Annotated in this window: 25 protein-coding genes; 13 read left to right on the top strand and 12 right to left on the bottom strand. The window is 67.1% G+C overall.

Annotated elements, in window-relative coordinates; genetic code table 11:
• Nucleotides 1-85: 85 nt before the first annotated feature.
• From HD592_RS04105 to HD592_RS04095, 3 genes are read right to left on the bottom strand one after another with little or no spacing between them, the layout of a single operon-like run.
• A complete protein-coding gene (locus HD592_RS04105) occupies nt 86-1,072 on the bottom strand; it encodes a Gfo/Idh/MocA family protein (RefSeq protein ID WP_184454422.1) in 987 nt (328 codons plus the stop codon).
• A 1-nt stretch (nt 1,073) separates the two neighbouring features.
• Nucleotides 1,074-2,177, bottom strand: coding sequence for a DegT/DnrJ/EryC1/StrS family aminotransferase (locus tag HD592_RS04100; RefSeq protein ID WP_184452105.1), 1,104 nt, complete (start codon nt 2,175-2,177; stop codon nt 1,074-1,076).
• On the bottom strand, nt 2,174-2,776 hold the full coding sequence (locus tag HD592_RS04095; protein WP_184452103.1) for an acyltransferase: 603 nt from the start codon (nt 2,774-2,776) through the stop codon (nt 2,174-2,176). Before HD592_RS04095 ends, HD592_RS04100 begins: the two co-directional genes overlap by 4 nt.
• Nucleotides 2,777-2,876: 100 nt before the next feature.
• Between HD592_RS04095 and HD592_RS04090 the strand changes: the two genes are divergently transcribed.
• From HD592_RS04090 to HD592_RS04070, 5 genes are all read left to right on the top strand, one after another.
• Nucleotides 2,877-3,554: a glycosyltransferase family 2 protein gene (locus HD592_RS04090; RefSeq protein WP_184452101.1), complete on the top strand. Its 678-nt coding sequence runs from the start codon at nt 2,877-2,879 to the stop codon at nt 3,552-3,554.
• Nucleotides 3,555-3,556: 2 nt separating this feature from the next.
• Nucleotides 3,557-4,024, top strand: a complete 468-nt coding sequence (locus tag HD592_RS04085) for a DUF2304 domain-containing protein (RefSeq protein ID WP_184452098.1) — start codon at nt 3,557-3,559, stop codon at nt 4,022-4,024.
• Nucleotides 3,996-5,294, top strand: a complete 1,299-nt coding sequence (locus tag HD592_RS04080; protein ID WP_184452096.1) for an LCP family protein — start codon at nt 3,996-3,998, stop codon at nt 5,292-5,294. The genes HD592_RS04085 and HD592_RS04080 overlap by 29 nt, the downstream gene beginning before the upstream one ends.
• 188 nt (nt 5,295-5,482) lie before the next feature.
• Nucleotides 5,483-6,817 carry an LCP family protein gene (locus tag HD592_RS04075; RefSeq protein WP_246429979.1) on the top strand — a complete coding sequence of 445 codons (1,335 nt, stop codon included), beginning with the start codon at nt 5,483-5,485 and terminating at the stop codon, nt 6,815-6,817.
• A 229-nt stretch (nt 6,818-7,046) separates the two neighbouring features.
• Nucleotides 7,047-9,428, top strand: coding sequence for an N-acetylmuramoyl-L-alanine amidase (locus HD592_RS04070; RefSeq protein ID WP_184452092.1), 2,382 nt, complete (start codon nt 7,047-7,049; stop codon nt 9,426-9,428).
• A 95-nt stretch (nt 9,429-9,523) separates the two neighbouring features.
• Here HD592_RS04070 and galE read toward each other — a convergent pair whose 3' ends face one another.
• From galE to HD592_RS04040, 6 genes are all read right to left on the bottom strand, one after another.
• Nucleotides 9,524-10,516 (bottom strand): UDP-glucose 4-epimerase GalE, encoded by a 993-nt coding sequence (gene galE / locus HD592_RS04065; protein ID WP_184452090.1) that lies wholly within the window; start codon nt 10,514-10,516, stop codon nt 9,524-9,526.
• A 65-nt stretch (nt 10,517-10,581) separates the two neighbouring features.
• On the bottom strand, nt 10,582-11,145 hold the full coding sequence (gene purE, locus HD592_RS04060; protein ID WP_184452088.1) for a 5-(carboxyamino)imidazole ribonucleotide mutase: 564 nt from the start codon (nt 11,143-11,145) through the stop codon (nt 10,582-10,584).
• 43 nt (nt 11,146-11,188) lie between these two features.
• The gene (locus HD592_RS04055; RefSeq protein WP_184452086.1) at nt 11,189-12,343 is read right to left on the bottom strand and encodes a 5-(carboxyamino)imidazole ribonucleotide synthase; all 1,155 of its coding nucleotides are present in this window, start codon (nt 12,341-12,343) and stop codon (nt 11,189-11,191) included.
• Between the two features lie 53 nt (nt 12,344-12,396).
• Nucleotides 12,397-13,722, bottom strand: a complete 1,326-nt coding sequence (locus HD592_RS04050; protein WP_184452084.1) for a HAMP domain-containing sensor histidine kinase — start codon at nt 13,720-13,722, stop codon at nt 12,397-12,399.
• Between the two features lie 109 nt (nt 13,723-13,831).
• Nucleotides 13,832-14,506, bottom strand: a complete 675-nt coding sequence (locus tag HD592_RS04045; protein ID WP_184452083.1) for a response regulator transcription factor — start codon at nt 14,504-14,506, stop codon at nt 13,832-13,834.
• A gap of 88 nt (nt 14,507-14,594) precedes the next feature.
• A complete protein-coding gene (locus tag HD592_RS04040; RefSeq protein WP_184452081.1) occupies nt 14,595-15,656 on the bottom strand; it encodes an adenylate/guanylate cyclase domain-containing protein in 1,062 nt (353 codons plus the stop codon).
• A 148-nt stretch (nt 15,657-15,804) separates the two neighbouring features.
• Between HD592_RS04040 and HD592_RS04035 the strand changes: the two genes are divergently transcribed.
• Nucleotides 15,805-16,530 (top strand): Maf family protein, encoded by a 726-nt coding sequence (locus HD592_RS04035; RefSeq protein ID WP_184452079.1) that lies wholly within the window; start codon nt 15,805-15,807, stop codon nt 16,528-16,530.
• 4 nt (nt 16,531-16,534) lie between these two features.
• Nucleotides 16,535-17,518, top strand: coding sequence for a 2,3,4,5-tetrahydropyridine-2,6-dicarboxylate N-succinyltransferase (gene dapD / locus HD592_RS04030; RefSeq protein WP_184452077.1), 984 nt, complete (start codon nt 16,535-16,537; stop codon nt 17,516-17,518).
• A 107-nt stretch (nt 17,519-17,625) separates the two neighbouring features.
• On the opposite strand, the gene HD592_RS04025 is transcribed toward dapD, so the two are convergent.
• The 3 genes from HD592_RS04025 to fdxA all read right to left on the bottom strand — a co-directional run bounded on the left by HD592_RS04025 (nt 17,626) and on the right by fdxA (nt 20,573).
• Complete coding sequence (locus tag HD592_RS04025; RefSeq protein ID WP_184452075.1) at nt 17,626-18,960, bottom strand: citrate synthase; 1,335 nt, start codon at nt 18,958-18,960, stop codon at nt 17,626-17,628.
• A gap of 140 nt (nt 18,961-19,100) precedes the next feature.
• Complete coding sequence (gene dapC, locus HD592_RS04020) at nt 19,101-20,228, bottom strand: succinyldiaminopimelate transaminase (RefSeq protein ID WP_184452073.1); 1,128 nt, start codon at nt 20,226-20,228, stop codon at nt 19,101-19,103.
• 3 nt (nt 20,229-20,231) lie between these two features.
• A complete protein-coding gene (fdxA, locus tag HD592_RS04015) occupies nt 20,232-20,573 on the bottom strand; it encodes a ferredoxin (protein ID WP_184452071.1) in 342 nt (113 codons plus the stop codon).
• A gap of 51 nt (nt 20,574-20,624) precedes the next feature.
• Between fdxA and HD592_RS12135 the strand changes: the two genes are divergently transcribed.
• The 6 genes from HD592_RS12135 to HD592_RS03985 all read left to right on the top strand — a co-directional run bounded on the left by HD592_RS12135 (nt 20,625) and on the right by HD592_RS03985 (nt 24,795).
• On the top strand, nt 20,625-20,954 hold the full coding sequence (locus HD592_RS12135; protein WP_246429978.1) for a putative acetyltransferase: 330 nt from the start codon (nt 20,625-20,627) through the stop codon (nt 20,952-20,954).
• A 179-nt stretch (nt 20,955-21,133) separates the two neighbouring features.
• On the top strand, nt 21,134-21,418 hold the full coding sequence (locus tag HD592_RS04005; protein ID WP_184452069.1) for a hypothetical protein: 285 nt from the start codon (nt 21,134-21,136) through the stop codon (nt 21,416-21,418).
• Between the two features lie 7 nt (nt 21,419-21,425).
• On the top strand, nt 21,426-22,217 hold the full coding sequence (locus tag HD592_RS04000) for an ABC transporter ATP-binding protein (RefSeq protein ID WP_184452067.1): 792 nt from the start codon (nt 21,426-21,428) through the stop codon (nt 22,215-22,217).
• Nucleotides 22,218-22,269: 52 nt separating this feature from the next.
• Nucleotides 22,270-22,554: a hypothetical protein gene (locus HD592_RS03995; protein ID WP_184452065.1), complete on the top strand. Its 285-nt coding sequence runs from the start codon at nt 22,270-22,272 to the stop codon at nt 22,552-22,554.
• Between the two features lies 1 nt (nt 22,555).
• Nucleotides 22,556-24,010 carry a hypothetical protein gene (locus HD592_RS03990; RefSeq protein WP_184452063.1) on the top strand — a complete coding sequence of 485 codons (1,455 nt, stop codon included), beginning with the start codon at nt 22,556-22,558 and terminating at the stop codon, nt 24,008-24,010.
• Between the two features lie 41 nt (nt 24,011-24,051).
• The gene (locus HD592_RS03985; RefSeq protein WP_221437808.1) at nt 24,052-24,795 is read left to right on the top strand and encodes a hypothetical protein; all 744 of its coding nucleotides are present in this window, start codon (nt 24,052-24,054) and stop codon (nt 24,793-24,795) included.
• The last annotated feature ends 74 nt before the right edge of the window (nt 24,796-24,869 follow it).

Raw genomic sequence — 24,869 nt, 5'->3', positions numbered from 1 at the left:
CGACTGAGGGCGACGGGGGCGAAATCCTCCCCCCATCAGTCGCGGGTCGGCGCCGAAGACGGGCCCTGACAGATCCGACCGGGTCTCAGAGACGAACCGACTCCCCCGTCTTGGCCGACTCGAGGATCGCCTCGAGAACGCGGAGCGTCGTGAGGCCCTCGTCCATCGAGACGTGCTCGTTCGAGACGCCGAGGATCGCGTCGCGGAAGTGCTCGTGCTCGACGGCGAGCGGCTCGCGCTTCGCGAGGGCGTAGCGCGTCACCTCGCCCTCGGACACGCCGCGGAAATTTGCGATCTGATCCCACTCGACCGGGAAGGAGCCGTTCTCGTAGAAGGTGAGGTCGCCCATCGCGGTATCGGCGACGAGCGCTCCGCGCTCACCGGTGACGATCGTCGTCCGGTCCTTGTACGGGCTCAGCCAGTTGACGAGGTGATTGACGAGGACGCCGTTCGCGAAACGGCCCGAAGCGGCCATCATGTCCTCGTGCTCGCGTCCCGAGCGGTACGCGGTCTGCGCGTAGACGGTCTCGTAGGTCGATCCCGCGACCCAGGCGGCGAGGTCGACATCGTGCGTCGCGAGATCCTTGACGACGCCGACATCCGCGATGCGCGCCGGGAAGGGCGACTGCCTGCGGGTGATGATCTGGTAGACCTCGCCGAGCTGGCCGCCCCGGATGCGCTCGCGCATCTCCAGGAGCGCCGGGTTGCACCGTTCGACGTATCCGACGGCGCCGATCAGGCCCGCATCGGAGAAGGCCTTCGCGATGCGCTCGCCGGATTCGACCGAGAAGGAGAGCGGCTTCTCGACGAGGGCGTGGACGCCCGCCTCGGCGAGCTTGAGCGCCGCCTCCTCATGGAACACGGTCGGCACGGCGACGATCGCCGCATCGACGCCCTCGGCGATGAGCGCATCGACATCGGGCAGGACCGCAAGATCGCCGGCCACGCCGAACTTGTCGCCGTCCGGATCGGCGAGGGCGACGAGGTCGAAGCCCTTCGTGCTCCTCGCGTTGCGGACGTGATGACGGCCCATCGAGCCGATGCCGAGAATGCCGACGCGGATGTCCCCCATCTCAGGCACCCGCCTTCGCCAGCGCGTTGACGGCCTCGACGATCCGCTCGAGATCGGCCTTGGAGAGCGAGGGGTGGACCGGAAGGGAGACGACCTCGCGGGCGGCCTTCTCCGTCGCGGGAAGCTCGAGCCCCGGCGCGTAGGGGGCGAGCGAGGGGAGGCGGTGGTTCGGGATCGGGTAGTAGACGCCCGACCCGACCTGCCACTCGTCGCGCAGCGCCTCCATGAAACGATCCCGGTCGGTGCCGACGACGCGGATCGTGTACTGGTGGTAGACGTGGACGGCGCCCGGTGCGACCGGCGGGACGACGACCCCCTCGAGGTGCGCGTCGAGGAAGGCCGCATTCGCCTGGCGCTGCTTCGTCCAGGCGTCGATCTTGGTGAGCTGGACGCGCCCGATCGCCGCATGAACGTCGGTCATGCGGTTGTTGAGGCCGACGACCTCGTTCGCGTAGCGCTTCTCCATGCCCTGGTTGCGCAAGAGCTTGACGCGGCGCGCGATCTGCGGGTCCGAGGTCGTCACCATGCCGCCCTCGCCCGAGGTCATGTTCTTCGTCGGGTAGAGGCTGAAAGCGCCGAAGGAGCCGAAGGAGCCGACCCGCCGGCCCTCGAGCGAAGCGCCGTGGGCCTGCGCGGCGTCCTCGAAGACGAGGAGGTCGTGACGCTTCGCGATGTCGAGGATCGCCGTCATGTCCGCCGGGTGACCGTACAGGTGAACCGGCATGATCGCCTTCGTCCGCTCGGTGATCGAGGCTTCGATCGACTCCGGCGACAAGCAGAAGGACTCGTCTTCGATATCGGCGAAGACCGGGGACGCGCCGGTGAGGGCCACCGAGTTGCCGGTCGCCGCGAAGGTGAAGGAGGGGACGATGACCTCGTCGCCCGCGCCGATGCCGGCGGCGAGCAGGCCGAGGTGGAGCGCCGAGGTCCCCGAGTTCACGGCGATCGCCTCGGTTCCGGGGACGAGCCGGGCGGCGAACTCCTCTTCGAAGGCTGCGGTCTGCGGCCCCTGGGCGATCATCCCGCTGCGCAGGACGGCGGAGACGGCCTCGACTTCCTCTTCGCCGACGATCGGCTTGGCGGCGGGGATCATGTGGCGGGTCATTCCGCGTCCTTCGCAAGGGTGTCCGTGTCGATCTGACGATAGCGCGCCCCGGTGGAGGGGCAGACGAAGACGCCCGGCTCGTCGGCCCCTTCCAGCTTGACCCCCGCCTCTCCGACCCAGCCGATGCGGCGAGCGGGAACGCCGGCGACGAGGGCGTAAGCGGGGACGTCCCTGGTGACGACGGCGCCGGCGGCGACGGTCGCCCATTCGCCGACCACGACGGGGGCGACGCAGACCGCCCGGGCGCCGATCGACGCGCCGTCGCGGACCGTCACGCCGACGGGCTCCCAGTCGTGGGCGGACTTCACCGAACCGTCCGGATTGACCGCGCGGGGGAAGTGATCGTTCGTGAGGACCGCCGCCGGGCCGATGAACACGCCATCGCCGAGATTCGCCGGCTCGTAGACGAGCGCGTAGTTCTGGACCTTGCACCCCTCGCCCATGCGAACGCCCGCGCCGATGTAGGCACCGCGCCCGACGATGCAATTCGCACCCATGACGACGTCCTCGCGGACTTGGGCGAGGTGCCAGATGGCCGAGCCGGAGCCGATGCTCGCTCTGTCGTCGACGTCTGCGGATTGAGCGATGCGCACGTCCATTCCAATCCTCCTGGATACCGGGCTGCTTCCCGTAGCATAGGGCACCGCGAAGGCGAAGCCGCTCCGCATGACCGGTCCCGCCTCATGAGATACTGGCCGCATGCTGACGATCGAGGACACGTGGGTGATCATCCCCCTCTACAACGAGGAGGAAGTCATCCAGGAAGTCGTCACTCAGGTGAGGAGCGTCTTCCCCCGAGTCGCCTGCATCGACGACGGCTCCAAGGACGCCTCCGCCCGACTCGCGGAAGCGGCCGGCGCGATCGTGATCCATCATCCGATCAACCTCGGACAGGGCGCCGCCCTTCAAACAGGATTCGAGTTCTTCCTGTCCCAGACGGACGGGCGCTTCCTCGCGACTTTCGACGCCGACGGCCAGCATCGATGCGAGGACATCGTCTCGATGCGGGACAAGGCCCTGGCGGAGGACCTCGCGGTCGTCCTCGGCTCACGCTTCCTGACCGGCGCCTCGCAGGAGATGTCCGGCCTGCGGCGCTGCGTCTTGAAACTGGCCACCGTCTTCACGCGGATGCGCACGGGCGCGAAGCTCACCGACGCCCACAACGGCCTGAGGCTCCTCCGCCGCGACGCCGTGGAGGCGATCGAGCTCAAGCACAACAGAATGGCGCATGCGAGCGAGATCGTCGAACAGCTCATCGACACCGAGATGAGGTGGGCCGAAGCGCCCATTCGCGTGAGATACACGGACTACTCGCGTTCCAAGGGCCAGTCGAGCCTCAACTCCGTCAACATCCTCGTCGAGCTGCTGCTGGGGTGAACATGACGTCGTATTGGCTCCCCAAGGTCCTGATCCTCCTCGGCCTGGTCCTCATCACCAGACTCGTCCTCAGGCGGCCCAAGAGCGCGTCCCATCTCGCGGTGAGGCGCCTCGCCATGCTCGTCCTCATCGTCTTCGCCTGCTTCGCCGTGGTCTTCCCCGCGATCCTCAACTCCCTCGCGCATCTGATCGGGATCGAGAAGGGGATCAATCTCCTCGTCTACGGGCTCGTTCTCGCCCTCTTCGCGCAGATGGCCACGTCATATCGTCGTGACATCGATGCGGAGATCAGGCTCACCCGGCTCGCGCGGGCGGTCGCCCTCGCAGATGCGCAGCGACGCTTGGCGCAAACACGCGAAGGCCGGGGCCTCGGCGCCGAAGTCGCCGACGAGGGCGCCGCTTCGATGGCGATCTTTGAGACACAGGATACGATCGACACCGATGAGTACACGCACGAACGCCACCAGTAGAGGGCTACGCCCGATCCAGCACGCTGCGACGAACCCCTTTCGCTTCGGCGCGATCCGCTCGGTATTCGCGGCGCTCTTGACGGTCGTCCTCTTCGTGGGTTCAACCGGGGCCTTCGTCTATCACAGCCTCGCCGCCCAGGTGAGGGACGCCGCCCTTGACATCTCCCGATTCACGGCGGCACAGTCCGGGGGCGAAGCGGTCGAGCCGACGCCGATCGACCAGTTCAACGGCCGTGCGATCACTTTGCTCGTCTCGGGCGTGGATTCCCGTTACAACCAGGACGATGCGGGCTACGGCTCGGCGGAGGAGCTGTCCACCATCCAGTCGGACACGACGATGGTGGCGCGCATCTCCGCGGATCGTTCGACGGTCACCGTCATTTCGATCCCGCGCGACCTCATCACCCTCATCCCCCCGTGCATCACCCAGAACGGTTCGAGCTACGCCTACGAGGGGATGTTCAACTCGGCCTTCTCGACCGGCGCGGTCACCAATGACCTCGCCGGGGGCGTCGCCTGCACCAAGACGACCGTGGAGGAGATGACGGGGCTGACCATCGACGCCTTCGTCGTCGTCGATTTCGCGGGCTTCAAGGGGATGATCGACGCCCTCGGCGGCGTGTGGTTCGACGTTCCAGAACCCATGCAGGACTACTACTCCGGCTTGAACGTCGATGCGGGCTGCCAGAAGTTCGACGCCTACACGGCCCTCGCCTTCGCCAGGGCGCGGCACGATGTGGGCGACGGCTCGGACATCTCGCGCATCGGACGCCAGCAGCAGCTGGTCTCGGCCATGCTCCGCGAAGTCCTGTCGAAGAACTTCGTCACTGACCTTCCCGCGCTCCTCTCCTTCCTTCAAGCCGCGATCGGCTCGCTCACCGTCTCACCGAATCTGGGCGATATCAGGGGCGATGCGGGGCTCTTGCTCTCGCTGCTCAACATCGACAAGGCGAACATCCGTTTCGTCACCCTCCCCTGGTCCCCCTCCCCCGCGGATCCGAACCGCGTCCTCGCCGTCGAGCCCAATGCCTCCAACCTCTGGGCGGCCCTCGCCAATGATGCGCCCCTGCCGATCGGGACCGAGTACACCGACGGCAATGGCGTGACTCAGATCGTGCCCGATCCCGCCCTTCAGACGACCACGACGGAGCAGAACGGCGACGAACCCGCTGCCGCTGAGGCGCCCGCGGATCCTTCGACGGCCCTCGCGCCCGCCGCTCCCGCTCCTGAACCCGCGCCCGCTCCCCAGACCTGCCCCCCGACGCAATGAGCCCCACTCCCCCTTCCTTCAGCCCGCAACCGCGCAAGGCCAGGCCCGGATCCAGGGGGGCGAAGTCCCTCCCCAAGGCGCCGTCCCCGGCAGACCAGGTGGAGCGCAGGGCGCTGCGCGACCCGTCTCGGGCGAAACTGCAGGCGCCGCGCGGCCCCGTCCTGGCCCCCGGGGAGAAGCCCCGGGTCATGGGAGTCGCTAAGGACGACGCCGCGCCGCGCCAGTGGCGCGTCGACACCGGCGGCGACGGCCTCGCCCCGGAGCCCGTCCGCAGGCTCATGCCGACCACGGCCGATCAGCCTTCGAAGGAGCAGCCCCCCTCCTTCGCGCCCAAGAGGCTCCGGGAACTGCGGGGCGGCGCCTCCCCCCGGCCCGGAGCAGGCGCCCCTGACGCTCAAGCATCAACGAGGACGGCGCCTCCCTCGTACGCGCCCCGCTCGCAACAGCCCGGCGGTATCCGCACGCAGTCGGCCCCCTCGTCCCGCCCTCGGGCGCAGGCGAGCGCCCCGCAGTGGCGGCCTGCGCAGGCTCCCGTTCCCCCTTCACCGCAGCGGCGCCCGGCGGCGCGTCCGCCGCGCAAACGCCCTCGGACCGCCAGGAGGCTCCTCGGCCTCGCGGCGCTCCTCCTCGCGGCTCTCGTCGCCTGGGCCTCCTTCCTCGTCTGGGATGCCAACGGGAATCTCGGCAGGGTCAACGCCCTTTCGGGGGCCGCCGATACGCCGGGAACGACCTACCTGCTCGCCGGTTCGGACTCTCGCGATGACGGTGCCGTTCAAGACGGCTTCACGGATTCCGCGCGGACCGACTCGATCATGCTGGTGAACGTCGCCCCCAACGGCCAGGCCGCCGTCGTCACGATTCCGCGCGACACCCTTGTCGAGATCCCCGACTACGGCTGGGACAAGATCAACTCCTCCTACGCGCTCGGCGGTGAATCCCTTCTCGTGGCGACCGTGGAGAATCTCACGGGACTGACCGTCGACCACTACGTCCAGGTCGGCATGGGCGGCGTCGCCGACATCGTCGACGCCGTCGGCGGCGTCAACCTCTGCTACGACGGCGATGTCACCGACGACCCTTCGGGCCTCGTGTGGAGTGCGGGATGCCATGATGCCGATGGCGCGACAGCGCTCGCCTTCTCGAGGATGCGCTACTCGGATCCGACGGGCGATATCGGACGCACGCTCCGTCAGCGCCAGGTGATCTCCAAGGTCATCGGCAAGGCCGCATCCCCGTCCTCACTCCTCAACCCCTCGCGCGCGCTTCGCCTCGAACGCGCCGGTTCGCGGGCCTTCACCGTGGACGAGTCCGATTCGATCGTCGACGTCGCGAAGCTGGTCCTCGCGTTCCGCTCGGCCTCGGGTTCCGGGATGATGGGCACTCCGCCCATCGCGGCTCTCGACTACCTCACGGACGCGGGCGGCATGGCCGTGCTGCTCAGCGATACGACCGCACCGGATTTCTTCGCCGCACTGCGCGATGGGGGGCTCACCGCCGACGATTTCAATGCGCTTCCCCAGTGAAGCCCTGATCTCCCTCGTTCGACCCCCGTATCGGAAGCGGGATCCCCCCGCGTTCTTGAAGGACGCCTTCGGGCCGGAGTCCCTTTCACCGGGCCCGCGCATACCCTCTTCGCACCCTCGGGAGGGCGCAGTGCCGTAGCTCCTCCTCCGCCCCCACTACACGATCGACTCAGTTCGTGCTAGTTTGCATGTGCATACCTCATGAACAACTGGAGCCACTTTGAGCACCTTGGCATCATCAATCGGGTCGATCCTGATCGCCTCGCTCGCATTCGGCGCATCCGCGCCCGCCCGGAGCGCTCAGCCCTCCGACCCGCAATCGCCTCAACCGATTCAGGCCATCAGGCTGACCGATGCCCAAGGCGAACCGACCGAGGTCGGCGAGAGCGCCCTGGTCCCCGTGGAGGTCGGCGTCGGCAAAGGCGCCAAGCCCCTGACGCGCTCCGGGCTGTGGAAGACGAAAGACGGTTTCGATCCCGGTCAAGGCGCCCGGCTCTTGACGGAACCGCTCGCCGTTGATTCCTACATGGTGACGGGATTGACCTGGCGAGGGGGCATGGATGAGGCCTCGACGGCTTCCGTGCTCATTCGAGTGCGCGAGAACTCGGTCTGGAGCGACTGGTATCTTCTCGAGGCGGATGAATCGGGCGGACGCGACGGCGAGCGCCCGACCTTCGGCACCGATCCCTTCGTCACCGCGGGCGCCGACGGCATTCAAGTGCTCATGAGCGGTTCGGGCGAGTTGCCTGCGGACCTGTCCATCGAGCTCGTCCCCTCCAACCCCGAGGGCCGTGAAGTGCTCGCGCCCGATGAGGTCGAGACGACGACGGCGAACGCCACCGGCCTCGATCAGGCCTCGATCGCCGCCGGCGAGGACCAGGAGTTGAAGGAGGTCCTCGCCGAGGCGAACCAATCCGCGCCCGCCAACGCCCTTCCTCCGAGCGGGAGCGGAGCCGAGCCTGACGACCGGAGCGACCCGGCGTCCCCCCGGACGACCACGAGCGGCGCCATCGCCGGAGGGATGTCCGTCAACGCCCCCCTCAAGAAGATCCTCCCGGCTGCGACCACCGCGAACGGCCTCCCCGTGCCGGTCGTCACTCGGAGCGAGTGGGGAGCCGGCGCTTCGAGCGGAGGCTGGACTCCCGAATACGTCCACGCCCCCTTCGTCGTCGTGCATCACACCGCCGGGACGAACAACTACACCTGCGCGCAGTCGGCGGATATCGTGCGGGGGATCTACTCCTACCACGCCAATTCCCTCCGCTGGGGCGACATCGGGTACAACATCCTCGTCGACAAGTGCGGTACGGCATTCGAGGGGCGCTACGGCACGCTCGCCTCGCCCAAGGGGTCGATGGTCGTCGCCGGCCACTCCTACGGATTCAACTCGGGCACCATGGGGATCTCGCTCCTCGGGGAGTACACCTCGACCGTCCCCTCCGCGGCCTCGCTCTCCACGGTCGGCAAGCTCGCCGGATGGCAGTTGAAACGGGCGGGCGTCTCGCCCACCTCGACCGGCACGTTCATCTCCCAGGGGAACAGCAAGTACCCCCAGGGGACGAGGGTCAATTTGCCGAGGATTTCAGGCCATCGCGACAACGGCTACACGGCCTGCCCGGGCGACGCCGTCTACTCGCGGATGGGCACGATCCGTTCGATCGCGGAGGGCGGCGCGAGCACCGGAGCGGATCCGGGCGTCTCATCACCCGAATCACCGGCGCAGCTCACGGGCAAGGGCACGTGGATCCTCGACTCCAACCATTGGCGCTGGCTGAACTCCGACGGCTCCTACGCCGCGGACACCTGGGCGTCGATCAACGGAAGCACCTACTACTTCGGCGTCGATTCGATCATGCACGAAGGATGGCTCGCCTTGGGCTCGCAGTGGTACTACCTCACGCCGAGCTCCGGCGCACTGGCGCGCGGCCTGCTCAGCCTCGCCGACGGCGTCTACGACCTCGGGTCCTCCGGCGCGATGCGCACCGGATGGGTCAGGTACTCGAACGGGTGGAGGTACTACGACGATTCGGGTCGGCAGGTCACCGGCTGGCGGATCGTCTCCGCCTTCTGGTACTACCTCGAGCCGTCGACGGGCATCATGAAGACCGGATGGTTCACGTCCAGGGGCTCCACGTACTACCTCGACCCCGCCACTGGCGCCATGGCCGCCTCGTGGACGACGATCAACGGGCAGCGGTACTACTTCGACCCGACGAGCGGCGCGCTCCTCAAGGGAGGGTTCGCAACGATCTCGGGCGGCAGGTACTACCTGGATCCCGCGAGCGGAGCGGCGCGTTCGGGCTGGACGAGGATCGGCACCACCTGGTACTACTTCGAGCCCTCAACCGGAGCGATGCGCACCGGCTGGCTCCTCGACCGCAACACCTGGTACTACCTCACCCCCTCAACCGGAGCCATGCACACCGGCTGGCTCCTCGACCGCAACACCTGGTACTACCTCACCCCCTCAACCGGAGCCATGCACACCGGCTGGCTCCTCGACCGCAACACCTGGTACTACCTCACCCCCGGCACCGGAGCGATGGTGACGGGGGCGCAGAACGTCAACGGCACGCGATACGTCTTCAACTCTTCGGGCGCACTGCGGTAGGAAGGCGAAACCCGGGAGCCATCGTCCCGCCGACGCGGAAGCGCCCGCCATGAAGATTCATGGCGGGCGCTTCCGCTTTCAGCCGGCTGTGAGCCTCATTCCCGGATCGCGATCCTTCTGGGGCCGGCCTGCCAGCCCTCCCAGGCCGACTTCAGGATGTCGTCCAGACCTCGGTGAGCGCTCCAGCCGAGTTCCTCGTTCAAGCGCTTCGGATCGCCGATGAGATGCGGCGGATCCCCGGCCCGGCGATCCTCGACGAGCACCTCGAAATCGATCCCGCTCACCTTCCGCAGGCCGTCGATGATCTCGCGGACCGAAGTGCCCCGTCCCGTCCCGACGTTGAAGACCCGGTGCTCCGGCGCGCGACCGGCCTCTAGGGCGTCGAGGGCGGACACGTGCGCCTCGGCCAGGTCGAGGACGTGGATGTAGTCCCTGACGCAGGTGCCGTCCTCGGTGGCGTAGTCGGCGCCGAAGATCCGGGCGGGTTCGCCCTTCTCGATGCGATCGAGCACCATGGGGATGAGATTGAGGATCGCGGGATCGGCCAGGTCCGCCCATCCGGCGCCGGCGACGTTGAAGTACCTGAGTCCGATCCACTTCAGCCCCCAGGCGCGCTCGGCATCGGCCATCATCCATTCACCGATGAGCTTCGTCTCCCCGTAGGGATTGATCGGGCGGCATTCGGCGTCCTCCGCAACGACTCCGACGGGCGGCACGCCGTACACCGCGGCGGAGGAGGAGAAGATGATGTGCTCGACCCCCGCCTCGTTCATCGCGGTGAGCACATTCGCCAGCGATCCGATGTTCTGCCGGTAGTAGTGGATCGGCCGTTTCACCGACTCGCCGACCTGCTTCTTCGCCGCGAAGTGGATCACCGCCGTGACGTCTTCATCGACCATCGTGTTCGCGAGGACGGTGACGGCCCGATCCTCCGCCAGGTCGAGTTCGATGATCCTGGCCCCCTCGACGCGCTCGGGCGCGCCCGTGGAGAAGTCGTCGGCGACGACGACATCGTCACCGCGCTCGAGAAGAATGCGGACGACGTGCGCGCCGATGTAGCCGGCGCCTCCGGTGACGAGAATGCTCATGCCACGATATTAGTGGCCCGGGCCACTTCCTTCAGCGCGAGTCCCAGAATCCGCGGGTCCTCGATTCAGTGCGAGTCCTCGATCCGGCGCGCAAGCGCCTCGCCCTTCGCAGCCGCGAGATCGCGCAGCGACTTCTGGAACCCGCGCATCCGCTCGCGCAGATCCGCGGCGAAGTCGCCCTCTCCGGCCGAGAGGATCCTGGCGGCGAGCAGCCCCGCATTCCTGGCGCCGCCGATCGAGACGGTCGCCACCGGAACCCCCGCGGGCATCTGGACGATCGAGTGCAGCGAGTCGACGCCGTCGAGGTGCTTGAGCGGCACGGGCACGCCGATCACGGGCAGCTCGGTGAGAGCGGCGAGCATCCCCGGCAAATGGGCGGCCCCTCCCGCCCCCGCGATCACGACGCGGAGTCCGCGAGCGGAAGCCGAACGCCCGTAGGCGACCATGTCCTCGGGCATCCTGTGGGCCGAGACGACACCGACTTCGCAGGCGATTCCGAATTCGGCGAGGGCCTCGATCGCCGGGGCCATCGTCGGCCAGTCCGAGTCCGAGCCCATGACCACCCCCACGAGGGGCCCCTCCCCCGTCGAGGACAGGCGGATGCCGAGTTCCATCGGGACTTCACTCATGTCGCGCTCCCTTGCCGTGCGTGCGGTCGCCCTCGCAACCGTATCAGCGATCGCCGCGCAGGAGCGCGACCACCGTCTCCGCTTCCCTCCTGGCGCGAAGCGGATCCTTATCGACCACCGTCACGTGACCGAGTTTGCGCCCAGGGCGGACCTCTTTGCCGTAGAGGTGGATCTTCGCCTCCGGATGCCCCGCGAGCGCCCGGGGCAGGGCGAGCGCCGGGTCCGCGTAGGCCGAACCGAGGAGGTTCACCATCACCGAGGTCGAACCCGGAGCCTTGATCGCGGTCGAGCCGAGGGGAAGGTCGAGGACTGCGCGCAGGTGCTGTTCGAATTGGCTCGTCACGGCGCCGTCGATGGTCCAATGACCCGTGTTGTGGGGGCGCATCGCCAATTCGTTGACGAAGACGCGCTCGCCCTCGGCGCCCTTCACGACGAACATCTCGACGGCGAGGACGCCCGTGACGCCGAGCTCGGCGGCGACCCTCTCTCCGATCTCCTTGGCGCGTTCGGCGGTGCTCGGCGAGATCCCCGGCGCGGGCGCCGTCACAACCGAGCAGACCCCGTCGACCTGTTCGCTGCGGGCGAGGGGCCAGGAGGCGATCTCACCGCTGGGGCGCCTGGCGCACAGTGCCGAGACCTCGAAGTCGTAGGGGACGAGCTCCTCGGCGAGAAGGGGCCCCGAGGCGAACCAGTCGGCGACTTCGCCCGCGGAATCGATGACGCGCACGCCGTGTCCGTCGTATCCGCCCCGGGGGGTCTTCACGACGAGGGGGAAGCCGATCAGCTCGCCGAAGGCGTCCAGAGCCTCTTCGTCCTCGACCTTCGCCCACCTCGGGCACGGGATCCCCAGGTCACTGAGGCGTTCGCGCATCGCAAGCTTGTCCTGGGCGTAGAGCAGTGCCTCGGGCTTCGGCTCGATGGGGAGTTCGCCTTCAAGGGCCGCGAGGAGGGGCGCGGGAATGTGCTCGTGTTCGAATGTGAGGACCGAAGCGCCATCGACGAGGGCGCGCACTTCATCGGCGTCGGCGGGGGTCCCCACGCGGGAGGCGACGACGACCTGCCCGGTCGATCCCCCGGGTTCCTCCACGAGCGGGCGCAGCTCCAGGCCGAGGGCGATGGCGCTCTCCTGCATCATGCGAGCGAGCTGCCCGCCTCCGATCACGGCTACGACGGGACGAGCAGTCGAGAAGGACTCCATGGGCACAAATCTAGCCCCTGGCCCCGGCCGGGGCCTCATCGCCCGCGCATCGGTCAGAATCGTCGCGAGCGCCGGCCCATCGACACGACGGGCCCCTGGGGCATCACCTGGTCAGGATCGAGGGAGGCGGGGATCGCGGCGAGGGACAGGGTGAAGACGGGCGGGTGATTGCTCGTCAGCTCGAGTCGTCCTCCCATCGCACCGGCGAGGTCCCTGGCGAGGGCGAGGCCGATGCCCGTCGAGCCGTGACCCGACACCCCCTTCTCGAAGATGTCCGGAGCCAGATCGTCCGCCACGCCCTCGCCCTCGTCGGAGACTTCGATGACCACGCCCCTGCTGTTCGCGGACTTGCGCGCGACGACTCGGGTCGTGCCGTTCCCGTAGTGCAGCGAGTTCTCAATGAGGGTGGCGAGGACCTGGGAGAGTTTCGGCCCGTCGGCGAGAACGGGAAGCGCGGCCTCGTCCGTGAAGACGAGCTGGCGCCCCGACTTCTCGAAGGCCTCCTCCCATTCCTCGCGCTGCGTGTTGAAGGCCTCGAGGATGTGAATCGCCTCGGTCTGCCCCGCCGAGCGCGCATTCGCATCGAGGAGGTCGGCGACCACTCCGGTCAGGCGCTCCACCTGTTCCAAGCAGGTGCGGGCCTCTTCTTGGACCTCCTCCTCGGTGGAGATGAGTTCGATCTCCTCCAGGCGCATCGACAGCGCCGTCAAGGGCGTGCGGAGCTGGTGGGAGGCGTCGGCCGCGAACTGGCGCTCCGCGGCCAGGCGGCCCGCCATGCGTTCGCCCGTGCGGACGAGCTCCTCCTGGACGAGGTCGATCTCTTCGATCCCCGAGGGCTTGAGCTGGGCGCGCACCTGACCCGAGCCGATCTGCTCGGCCTGCGCGGCGAGGTAGATGAGGGGGGCGGAGAGGCGCCGGGAGAAGGAGCGCGCCAGTGCGAGACCGACGAGCAGGCAGATGCTCATGCCCGCGATGAAGAGGCCGCACACCGCTGCGACGCGCTTCAAAGAGGGGATCGCCGAGATCTCCGTCTTGATGGCCGTTCCCGAGGGCGAGGAGATCCTCACGATGTGCGTCGGGCCCTTCGGGGTCTCCCCGATGAAAAGGGGGCCGGTCGCCCTCGTCGTGATCGCCGAGGACGCCTTGCCCAGATCCAGGGATTCGGGGGACAGGAGGGAGGCGATGAGGTGTTCGTCGACGGGGTCCTCATTCGCGATCCTGCGATCGATCGTCCGCACGACCGCCTCGACGCGGGCCTCGGCGCCCTCCTGATCGGCGGCCCACACGAGGTAGGAGGAGGCGGCGGCGCCCGGTATGCCCATGAGCAGGGCGACCACTGCGACGGCCGCGAGGATCATGTCTGTCGCTCGTCTGCGCATGCCCCACCCTTCCTGTCATGTCGCGGATGATCGCGACGCCGGGCCCGGGAACAGGCTACCCGCGCCGCCGGTTCGGCGGCGCGGGTGGCGCGGGCTCTTCGTACGGGGGCTATCGGATCTCGAATCTGAAACCCATGCCCCGAACGGTCGTGATGTAGCGCGGGCTGGCGGCGTCGTCGCCGAGTTTGCGGCGCAGCCACGACACGTGCATGTCCAGGGTCTTCGTCGATCCGGTCGGATCCGAGCCCCAGACTTCGCGCATGAGGGCGTCGCGTTCGACGACGGTCCCCGCTTCGCGGACGAGCACGCGCAGCAGTTCGAATTCCTTCGCGGTGAGTTGGAGTTCCGCGTCACCGGCGAAGGCCCGGTGCGCATTGACGTCGACGCGGACGTCCTGGGCGAGCAGGTCCCCCTCGGAGTTCTCCGCACCGGTCCGGCGCAGGAGGGCGCGGACCCGGGCGAGGAGCTCGGCGAGCCGGAAGGGCTTCGTCACGTAGTCATCGGCGCCGGTGTCGAGGCCGACGACCATGTCGACTTCGTCCGTGCGGGCCGTGAGGATGAGGATCGGGACGGTTTTGCCCGAGGCGCGGATCTCGCGGGCGACGTCGAGGCCGTCGATATCGGGAAGCCCGAGGTCGAGGACGACGAGATCGACGCCGTCAACCTCGGCGAGAGCGCCGCGGCCGGTGCCGTGCGCGCGCACCTCGTACCCTTCTCGGCCCAGTGCGCGGGCGAGGGGTTCGGAGATCGCGGGATCATCTTCGACAAGCAGGACGGTAGTCACGGGCTCATCATATCCTTTCCAAAGCAAGTCTTTCATCTTCCTTGACCCTTTCGGGTGCAGTGCGGCCCATTCCCCCTTGAATCAACCGCTATTCCCTCGCCGTGAGGAGGTAGGGCGACACCTGGCCGAAGCCGCGCAATTCCGCCATCGGGAACTCCTCGAGGCGATAGCCCTCTCCGCCCTTGCCGGCGGCGACGGCGGCAGCGGTCGCCGGATCGGTGAGGATCCTGCCGACCGGCGCGATGTCCACGAGACGAGACGCGAGGTTCACGGTCGGGCCGAAGACGTCGCCCGATCGGGAGAAGACATCGCCGCGCACGAAGGAGGCGCGCACCGGCAGGATCCGGTCATCGGCGTTCAGGCGCTCGATGAGCGAGGTGACCACCTGCAGGCCAGTGGCGAGGTCATCGGCGATGTACAGGACCGCATCGCCGATGGTCTTCACCACTCGCCCGCCGGCTTCGGTGATCGCCTGGCGCGACTCGTCCTCGAAGCGCTCGATGAGCTCGACGACCGCTCCCCCGAGGATCTCCGAGGACGAGGTGTAGGACACCATGTCCACGAAACCGAGCGAGCGGTTCAAGGGGAATCGATCCTTGGAGACCTGACGGCCCCGCTGCGAGACCTCCTTGTCCAGACGGGCGAGCAGCGATTCCATCTGGCGCCGCCACGAATGGACGAACATCTGCTCGAAGGCTCCGACCCGCTCGCGCATGTGGTCGAGCACGTAGATCCTAGCGGTCGTGTCATCGAGCTCGAAGCGGCGCACCGCGTCCTCGACCAGGGCCTCGAACTGCCACAGGCTCAAGCGGTCGGCGAGGTGGGAGTTGGCGCGGAGCAGCGAACGGCTCGTCGCCAGGTCGATCGCCCCGGAGTCAACGAGCTCGTTCCACGAGCGGTACACCTCGAGATCGCGCTCGGTGAAGGTGGGGGCGTCCGGATCGGGTCGCCTGAATCCCATCGACGACCAGTAGTCGGCCACGCGCTCCAGGGTGGTTCCGGTCCGTTCGGCGAGGTCGCGCGCGCTGATGACGACCGGGCCGCCGAGCAGGCGCGGCAGATACGCCGAGATGGTGCCGTAGTCGCGGGGCTCCTCGTCGGGAGCACCGGTACGGCGGGGCGATGAGCCCCGGGTCGCCTCGACGCCCATCTGCCCTCCCTCAGCATCCTCCAGGTTGAACGGCCCGTCCTGATCGCGAAAGCCGCCGCACACCATCCTAGTAGCGCACATCACGTTTGACACGCTGAACGCACGTCCGCATCTCACGGCGAGCGGCCCGAGGGGAGACAATACGCCCATGCGCCTTCTCCTCGCCTCCAAGTCGCCCGCACGCCTGACGACCCTTCTCAACGCCGGCATCACCCCCATCGTCCGCGTCGCGGGCGTCGATGAGCCCCGCGTCCTGCGCGAGCTCGAGGAGGCCCGGGGCGCGACCCCCTCCCCCGCGACCCAGGTGAGCGCCCTCGCGACCGCGAAGCGCGACGCGATCACCGCCGAACTCGCCCGCCCCGCTTCCCTCATCGACGAGGACGGGGCCGACGAGCTCCTCGTCATCGGCTGCGACTCCATGCTCGAAATCGGCGGCCGCATGCTCGGCAAGCCCCGCACCCCCGAAGTCGCGCGCGCCAGGATCCGTCAGATGCGTTCGAGCCGCGCGACGCTGTGGACCGGCCACGCGCTCGCGCGCATGGCGATCGCTGCTTCCGGCGATTCCTACACGACGATCGGGGCCGTGGAGCGCTCGGCCTCCACGCGCGTCCTCTTCTCCGATATGAGCGATGAGGAGATCGACGCCTACGTCGAGTCAGAGGAACCGCTGCGCGTCGCGGGATCCTTCACGATCGACGGGCTCGGCGGCCCCTTCATCACGGGAGTCGAGGGCGATCATCATTCGGTCGTCGGGATCTCCCTGCCCCTTCTTCGCGAAATGGCTCGCGACCTGGGAGTCTTCTGGCCCGACCTGTGGGATTGGCGCCGAAGCGCAAACGCGGCGAGTGCGCCTTCACCAAGCAACGTAAAGTAATCCTATGGATACAACCAAGGCATGGGGCATCGGCCTCGCAACAGTCACGAAGGACGGACGAACACTCGACGTCTGGTACCCGCGTCCCCACCTCGGCGAGATGAAGCCCGGTGACGATGCCGACCTGCTCGACACCCTCTCGCGGATGCAGAAGCACGACGACGCCCGCGGCGTGCGCACCACCGTCGTCACCTGCAAGTCCGACCTCAACGACCAGCCGCATTCGACGGCCGGAACCTACCTGAGGCTCCACCTCCTCTCCCACCGCCTCGTCCAGCCCAACACGATCAACCTCGACGGCATCTTCTCGCGGCTCCCGAACGTCGTATGGACCGCCGAAGGCCCCTGCGCCGCCGAGGACTTCGAAGAGACGCGCCTGCGCCTGCGCGCCGCCCACGGCCACCCGGTCGCCGTCCTCGGCGTCGACAAGTTCCCGCCGATGGTCAACTACGTCGTCCCCTCCGGAGTCCGCATCGCCGACGGCGCGAAGGTCCGCCTCGGCGCCTACCTCGCCGAAGGCACGACCGTCATGCACGCCGCCTTCGTCAACTACAACGCCGGCACGCTGGGCCGCTCCATGGTCGAGGGGCGCATCTCCCAGGGCGTCGTCATCGGCGACGGATCCGACGTCGGCGGCGGCGCGTCCACGATGGGCACCCTGTCCGGCGGCGGACGCCAAAGGGTGCGCCTCGGCAAGCGGTGCCTCCTCGGCGCGAACTCCGGCCTGGGCATCCCCCTCGGCGACGACTGCGTCGTCGAGGCCGGCCTCTACCTCACGGCGGGCGCCAAGGTCGCCGTCATGGAGGCGGGCGGCGTCGTCCCCGGCAACAACGGCCTCTTCGCAGAGCCCCGCACCGTCGCGGCCCGGGAACTCGCCGGAGCCTCCAACGTCCTCTTCCGGCGCAACTCCCAGTCCGGACGCATCGAAGCCCTCGCCCGGGGCGGCAAGGGGATCGAACTCAATCCCGAACTGCACGCGACGAACTGACGACGGCCCCCGGTGGCGCAAGGGGCGGCTCACCTCGAAAAGGTGAGCCGCCCCTGCGCGTCCGGCCCCGCCGCCCCTTTCCGATGAACGGCGGGGCAGCTGAGCCCTCAGTCCTCGAGGATGCGCACCGAGCGACGGCGCAACGGCACATAGTCGCGCTCGACCTCGCCGATGTACACCTGGCGCGGACGGCCGATCTTCGTCTGCGGGTCCCGCGTCATCTCGACGTACTGCGCGATCCAGCCGGGAAGCCGCCCCAGGGCGAACAGGGGCGTGAACATCTTCGTCGGGAAGCCCATCGCCGAATAGATGAGCCCCGTGTAGAAGTCGACATTCGGGTAGAGGCGGCGCTCCTTGAAGTAGTCGTCGTTGAGGGCGATGTCCTCGAGCTCCATCGCGATGTCGAGCAGCTCATCGCGCTTGCCCAGACGGGACAGGACGTCGTGGGCGGTCTCCTTGACCAGCGCCGCGCGAGGATCGTAGTTCTTGTACACGCGGTGGCCGAAGCCCATGAGGCGCACCCCCTCGGCCTTCACCTTCACCTTGTCGACGAAGGACTGGACGGGCTCGCCGGTATCGCGGATCTGATGCAGCATCCGCAGGACGGCCTCGTTCGCGCCGCCGTGCAGCGGCCCGGCGAGCGCCCCCACCCCCGCCGCCACCGAGGCGTACAGATTCGCCTGCGAGGAGCCGACGAGGCGGACCGTCGAGGTCGAGCAGTTCTGCTCGTGATCGGCGTGGAGGATGAGGAGCATGTCGAGGGCGCGCACGAGCGCCGGATCGATGTCGTAGGCCTGATAGGGCATGCCGAAGGTCATCCGGATGAAGTCCTCGGTGTAACCGCGCGCCGAATCCGGGTAGAGCAGCGGCAGGCCCGCCGCGCGCTTGGCGATGTAGGAGATCATCGTCGGCACCTTTGCGAGCAGGAGGACGAGCGCGATGTCGAGCTGCTCCTTGTCACGCGGATCGAGCGTGTCCTCGTAATAGGTCGCCAGACCCGCGATGCCCGCCTGGAGGATCGCCATCGGGTGCCCGCGATGGGGGAAGGCGGTGAAGAAGGCCTTGAAGTCCTCATGGAGCAGGCGATGCCGCTGAATCGAACGGATGAAGGCCTCCAGGGTGGAGGCGTCCGGCAGCTCCCCGTGGATCAGCAGGTAGGCGACCTCGAGGAAGGAGGAGTTCTTCGCGAGCTGCTCGATCGGGTAGCCGCGATACCTCAGGATCCCGGCGTCGCCGTCGATGTAGGTGATCGACGAGCGGCAGGAGGCGGTGTTGGTGAATCCCGGGTCGAGGGTGACGACGCCGCCCTCGGCGAGGAGGCGCGAAACGCCGAGGCCGTCGTTGCCGACCGAGGCTCGGCTCCGGGGCAGGGTGATCGAAGCATCTCCGACGCCGAGAACGCCGTCGGGAAGGATTTCAGGTGCGAGCACCTCATCGGTCATGGGAACTCCTTCACGTACGAGGGCACCGGCGCCCTCTCTCAAGGGCGGCAGGGCGATCGACGCGATGCCACCCGGGACTAAAGTCTGTCTTCTATCTCACTCTATACAGACTGCCCGATCGACGCAGGAGATCGCCTCCTTCATCCGAAGAGCGGACCAGCGGCCTCGATCCGCTCCGCAGCGGAGGCGATCCGCTCATCAGTCGCCGTCAGAGCCATGCGCACGCGCCCCTTCGCCGCCTCCCCGTAAAAATCGCCCGGGGCGACGAGGATCCCGAGCCCCGCGAAGGCATCGACCAGCTCCCACGAATCCGAGATCCGCGGATGGGAGAGCCACAGGTACAGGCCCGCCACCGAATTCCCGTCATTGCGCAGGCCCGCCGCTTCGATCGCGGCCAGGAGGCGCTCGCGCCGCCTCCGGTAGCGCTCCTTCTGCTCCGCCACGTGCGCGCCGTCGACGAGGGCGAGGGCCATCGCATGCTGCACGGGGGCGGGGACCATCAGCCCGGCGTGCTTGCGGGCCTCGACGATTTGAGCGATGAGGGCGGGATCGCCGTAGGCCAGGGCCGCCCGATACCCCGCGAGGTTCGACTGCTTCGACAGGGAGTACAAGACGATGAGGCCGCTCGGATCCGAATCGCACACGCGCGCATCGAGCAGGGAGGGGACCTCATCGGCGGCGGGCCCCTCCCAGCCGAGCGCCGCATAGCACTCGTCCGAGACGACGATCGCGCCCCGGGCGCGCGCCCATTCCCGGATCGCCCGGAGCTGCTCGAGAGTCAGCACCGATCCGTCCGGATTCCCCGGGCTGTTCACGAAGACGAGGCGCGCGTCCGGCCACGATGCGGGGTCGCGCGGGTCGACCGGGATCGGCGTCGCGCCGGCGAGTCGTGCGCCGATGTCATAGGTCGGGTAGGCGACCTCGGGAACGAGGACCGCATCCCCGGGGCCCAATCCCAGCAGCAGCGGAATCCAGGCGACCGCTTCCTTCGAACCGATCGTCGGGATCACCCCGGCGAGGCCGACATCGACCATGCGCCGCCCTCGTCCCCATTCCAGGATCGCCTCACGGACTTCGAGGGTCCCGATCACCTGCGGATAGGCGTGCGCATCGGAGGCCTCGCCAAGCGCGTCGCGGATGAAGTCGGGAGTCGGATCCACCGGCGTCCCCACCGAAAGATCGCAGATGCCCTCCGGATGGGAGGCCGCGCGCTCCTTCGCGGGGGCGAGCGCATTCCACGGGAACTCGGGCAGGGCGAGGGAGGCCATGAGTCACTTCAGGGAGTCGAGGTATTCCGCGTTCTGCGGCGGCAGCGCGGCGATCATCTCATCGTCGAAGCCCTGCGGCCCCGTCTTCTGGGCGCCGCCGGGAGACCCGAGGTCCTTGAAGAAGTCCGCATTCGCTCGGAAGTAGTCCGACCACTCGTCGGGCAGATCATCCTCGTAGAAGATCGCCTCGGTCGGGCAGACCGGCTCGCAGGCGCCGCAGTCGACGCATTCCTCCGGGTGGATGTAGAGCGTGCGGGCCCCCTCGTAGATGCAGTCGACGGGACACTCGTCGACGCAGGCGCGGTCCTTGACATCGACGCACGGCTGAGCGATGACGTAGGTCATTGCTTCTCCTCTCCACGGATGAATGCATAGTGCTTCCCCTATTATCGCCCCATGACCAGCGATGCCGACCAGACGAATCCGAGCGGTGCGACACACGGGTCCGGCATCCCCCGGGAGCGAACCGCTTCACCCCAAGCGCCGACGCTCCCCTGGCTCGAATGGGCGCCCGGAGAACGGGTCGTCCTGCGCTATCGCCGGCCCGACGGACTCCACGACGCCCTCGGAATCCTCGTCGAAACCGCGATCGACCACGTCGTCATCGACACCCGGCGGGGCCCCGTCCGCGTCGAGGCCTCCACGATGGTCACCGGGAAGAAAGTGCCGCCTCCCCCCATGCCGCCTTCGGGGCGCTCGACATCCCCGGGCGGTACCACCGCATAGAGGAACGATCCGCGTCGACCGTTGAGGACGAATCGTCGGCCCTCAGCCCCTTCCGCCCCTCTCAGCGCCCATCGCCCTTGCACGGCTTCACATCGCACCCTTGACAAATATCGCAACACATTTTTAGCGTATTAAGCGACGGACAGAAGGAATACGACGTTCGACAAGGAGGTCGACTCATGCCCACCGCGATGTTGGCGCGCGCCGAAACGAAGCTGTACGAGGGACTGATCGCCACCGGAGAAGGGGTTCTGCGATGGAGCGCCTTCGCCGACGAACACAGAAATGCTGAGAGCCGTGTTGCATGGTTCGCCATCGTCATTCCACTGGTGGTTCTCGCAGGGCTCGGCATTTTCGCCTATCTTACCGTTCAATGCTGGAATCGCGGATATTCCGGGTTCACAGGCCAATGGTCCATGACTCAGGGCTGGACGAGCGCGACGATCAAATTCGGCTGCGCGTAGCACCTCGATGTCCACTGGAGAAACAGCCCCCTCCGCCCGCGCTCTCATCGTGAGGGATCTGAAGAAGCACTACGGGAGCCGCCGCGTCCTTCACGGAGCGTCCTTCGCCCTTGCAGCAGGGCGAATAGTCGCCCTGCTCGGAGCCAACGGCTCGGGCAAGTCCACCCTGCTTCACGCCCTGACCGGAGTCGTCGCCCCTTCATCGGGCGAGGTCATCATCATGGGCGAAGACCATCGAACCCCGCAGGCCAAGGAGCTCATGGGGTTCGCTCCCGACGCCCTTCCCCTCCCCGCGAACCTCACGGGCCACGAGTACCTGGAGCTCGTGAAAGCCCTGCAACCGAGGCATGATGCGGCCCTGGCGGCGAAGCTCGCCCGTCTTCTCGACGTGCCGATCGAATCACGACGCCTCGTCTGCGAATACTCGCACGGCATGAAGAAGAAGCTTCAAGTGGTCGCCGCCCTCGCGCACCGGCCGCGCCTGCTGATCCTCGACGAGCCCTACAGCGGACTCGACCCCCTGTCCTCCTCGGCGCTGCGCGCACTCGTGCGCACCTTCGCAGCGCAGGGGGGCAGCGCGCTCGTCGCAACGCACGATTTATCGGCGGCCGAGGAGCATTGCGACTGCGTGCTCATCTTGAACGAGGGGAGCATCATCGCTTCAGGAACTCCGAGCGAGCTGCGCGAAGAACACGGCTCCCGCAGCCTCGAAGAGGCGTTCTTCCACCTGCTCGGAGGCGAATCCCCTGCTCAGCAGCTGACGAGCGCCCTCGAACAGATCACTCTCACCACGCGATGACCCTCATACATCCCGCCCAGCCGCTCCTCCCCTTACGAGGTCTTTGAGAATCATGCGACGCAGTTATGCGAATACCGTCATTTCAGCATCGATCATCGCACTGCTCGTCGAGCTGCTCGCCATCATCGGGACGATCGTTCTGGCCCTTTCAACTGACCGGCGCATCGCCATCCCCCACCTGATCGGAGCGGCCCCCGGCACCGGAGCCGAGCTGCTCAGCCTCACCATCGAGCCGATCGGCGCAATCGGCTGGTTCGCCGTCACAGCCGGGGCATTCACACTATTCGGCATCATCCTCATGCCTGCGCGCACTCGAAAAGACGATCAAACGGAATAGCATGTCGAGCATTCTCGCAGTAGCACGCGCGGTCTTGCGCTCCTGGCGCCACAGCACGATACGCGCCCTGGGTTCCAGCATCGTCGCCTACCGCTCACTGAGCGCCGCAGCGCTCCTCATCATCGCGCTGTGGGAGTACGTGGCCTTCTCAGCGCTGAAGGAACTGGATCTTGATGCTTTTGCAGTACAGGGCCGTGTCGGCCTCGTCATCCAGCTGGCCCTGCTGATCGTCGTCAGCAATTGCTTCGCCGTATCGATGACCTTGAAGCTGTTGGAAAGCGATGAGACGGCTTTCACCACGCTTCTGTCTTTCATGCCCGAGCGGCCCGTCATCAGAAGACTCGCGATCGACTCACCGACTTTAATGATCTCAGCGTTCGTCTCTGCGCTGATGTCCTTTCCCTTCATCGTCGCAGCGGTTCCGCGTCTTGCCACTTTCTGGCATTCCTCTCTCATCACGCTTCTGACAATCGAACTCGCCTTCTCCGCCATCCTCATCGGCGTCTCCGTGCCGAGGATCGCCCGTTCTCTGCTCAGCACGTGGATCGCCCCGCCCCTTGCGCGCGCGATGGGAGTTCTCCTGGCTTCCTCAGCATTGGGCTACGAGGTATTCTCGGACGCCTCCGAGCTGAGTTCAGGGACGGCCCTTCGCGCTTTCATCAGCTTCATCGGGGCGGCTGCACACGGCAGTAGCGTCGTCGAAGCGACGATCAGCGTACAAGGAATCCTCATCATGGCCGGAGCGGCGTACACGGCGCTGGCTCATCACGGATTCCACGAAGATGCGAGCGGCGTCAACGGCCTCCATATGCGCATGCGTCTATTAAGGGGCATCCCTTCAACCTTCGTCAGGATCCAGGTTCTCCAATTGATTCGCACTCCTGCGCACCTTTCACTAGCCGTCCTCTTCGTCTCCGCCGCGGTGCTTCTCGCAAGCAGCAGCACTCTTCGCAGCCTCGTCACGTGGCCCATGAGCGCAGGGGCGCTCGCCGCTTCCGGAACCTACTTCGCGCTCGTCTCCTACGGTGTCACATGGAGATTCCACTGGATCTACCGCACGAACCCCGCGAAGAAGTGGGGGTGGATCCCTTCGATGTGGATGGCGACGGCGGGGCTTTCCGCAACAGCACTCGTCTCAGCGCTCGTCCTGCTGGCCCTCTCACCGGGAATCGATTCCTCCGCCCTCTCACTGCTATCGAGAACCCTCATGATCTTCAGCATATGCATGGTGTCGGGGGCGGCACTGCCAGCAGACGAAAGGCAACCCCTATCCGCCCTCATCTCCCTCTTCTTCGCCTCCGCATCGACCCTCGCCCTTCTGCAGGCGGTCGACTTCATATCGAAGGGCCATTGGATTCCCGAAGCGCTCCTTGCAACAGCGATCCTCGCCGTCAGCATCTTCATGTATCGAGCCCTCGTGACGAAACGGGAGCCAAACCTGGCCTTCCCCGAATGATGATCAGCCTGCCCCCCGGCGTCCGAATCGACCCGCCCCGCATGAGGGCGATCGACGAAACGACTGATCGCATCGTGGCACTGAACAGCGAAGAACTCTGTCTTCTCGGCCGCCTCATCGATTTCGGCTCTCATCGGAATGGGCCGATCGACTCAACACCCTTCTCCTTGGAGGACTCTTCGATACGCCATCTCGCAGGGCTCGGACTCGTCAATATCCGGATGAGACCACGATTCCTCCTGAAGTCGTTCCTCACAGGACGCTTCAACATCCTTCAGTCGATATGGAGGATGGGAACCCGTCGTCTTCCTGCGGGCCCCTCCCTCATCCACTCGGCGCTCTCTTCCATTCGAGCTGCTATTTCAGCATTCTGGGCGCCGACGCTGATTTTCAGCATCGGATTCGGAATGATATCTCTGCATTTGAACATGGGAGGAGAAGAATTCTTTGGGGCTTTGATTGCCCCGATGTGCTTCACCGCCTCTCTCGGCGTTCATGAATTCGCCCATCTGCGCGTTCTCAGAAGAATCCTGAAAGACAATCGTCGCGGCGCTCTTCTCGTCGGCCCCCTGCGACTCGCCGTGACCCGTCCGCAATTGCAGGGGCGGCCACTCCGCCTCGTGGCACTGGCAGGGCCTGTAGGAGGTATCGGAGCCGGCGTAGCGATTGTCGCCATTCCCACGCCATGGTGCACTTTCGTCGGCTTCTTCTCGATCTGCTACCACCTGGCCAATGCGTGGCCCTGGGCGCACGACGGGCGGCACATCTGGACGGGGAAGGAATAGCGCCTCCCTCGGATCGAGGACGAATCCGGAGAATCGAATCTTAGACAGCGGCCGCAGATTGCGCTGCTCCCGCA

Origin of the sequence: Schaalia hyovaginalis (genome assembly GCF_014208035.1) — a bacterium.
GTDB classification, from domain to species: Bacteria; Actinomycetota; Actinomycetes; order Actinomycetales; family Actinomycetaceae; genus Pauljensenia; species Pauljensenia hyovaginalis.
The sequence above is the reverse complement of the archived record's forward strand: the minus strand, read 5'-3'. Positions and strand labels throughout refer to the sequence as shown.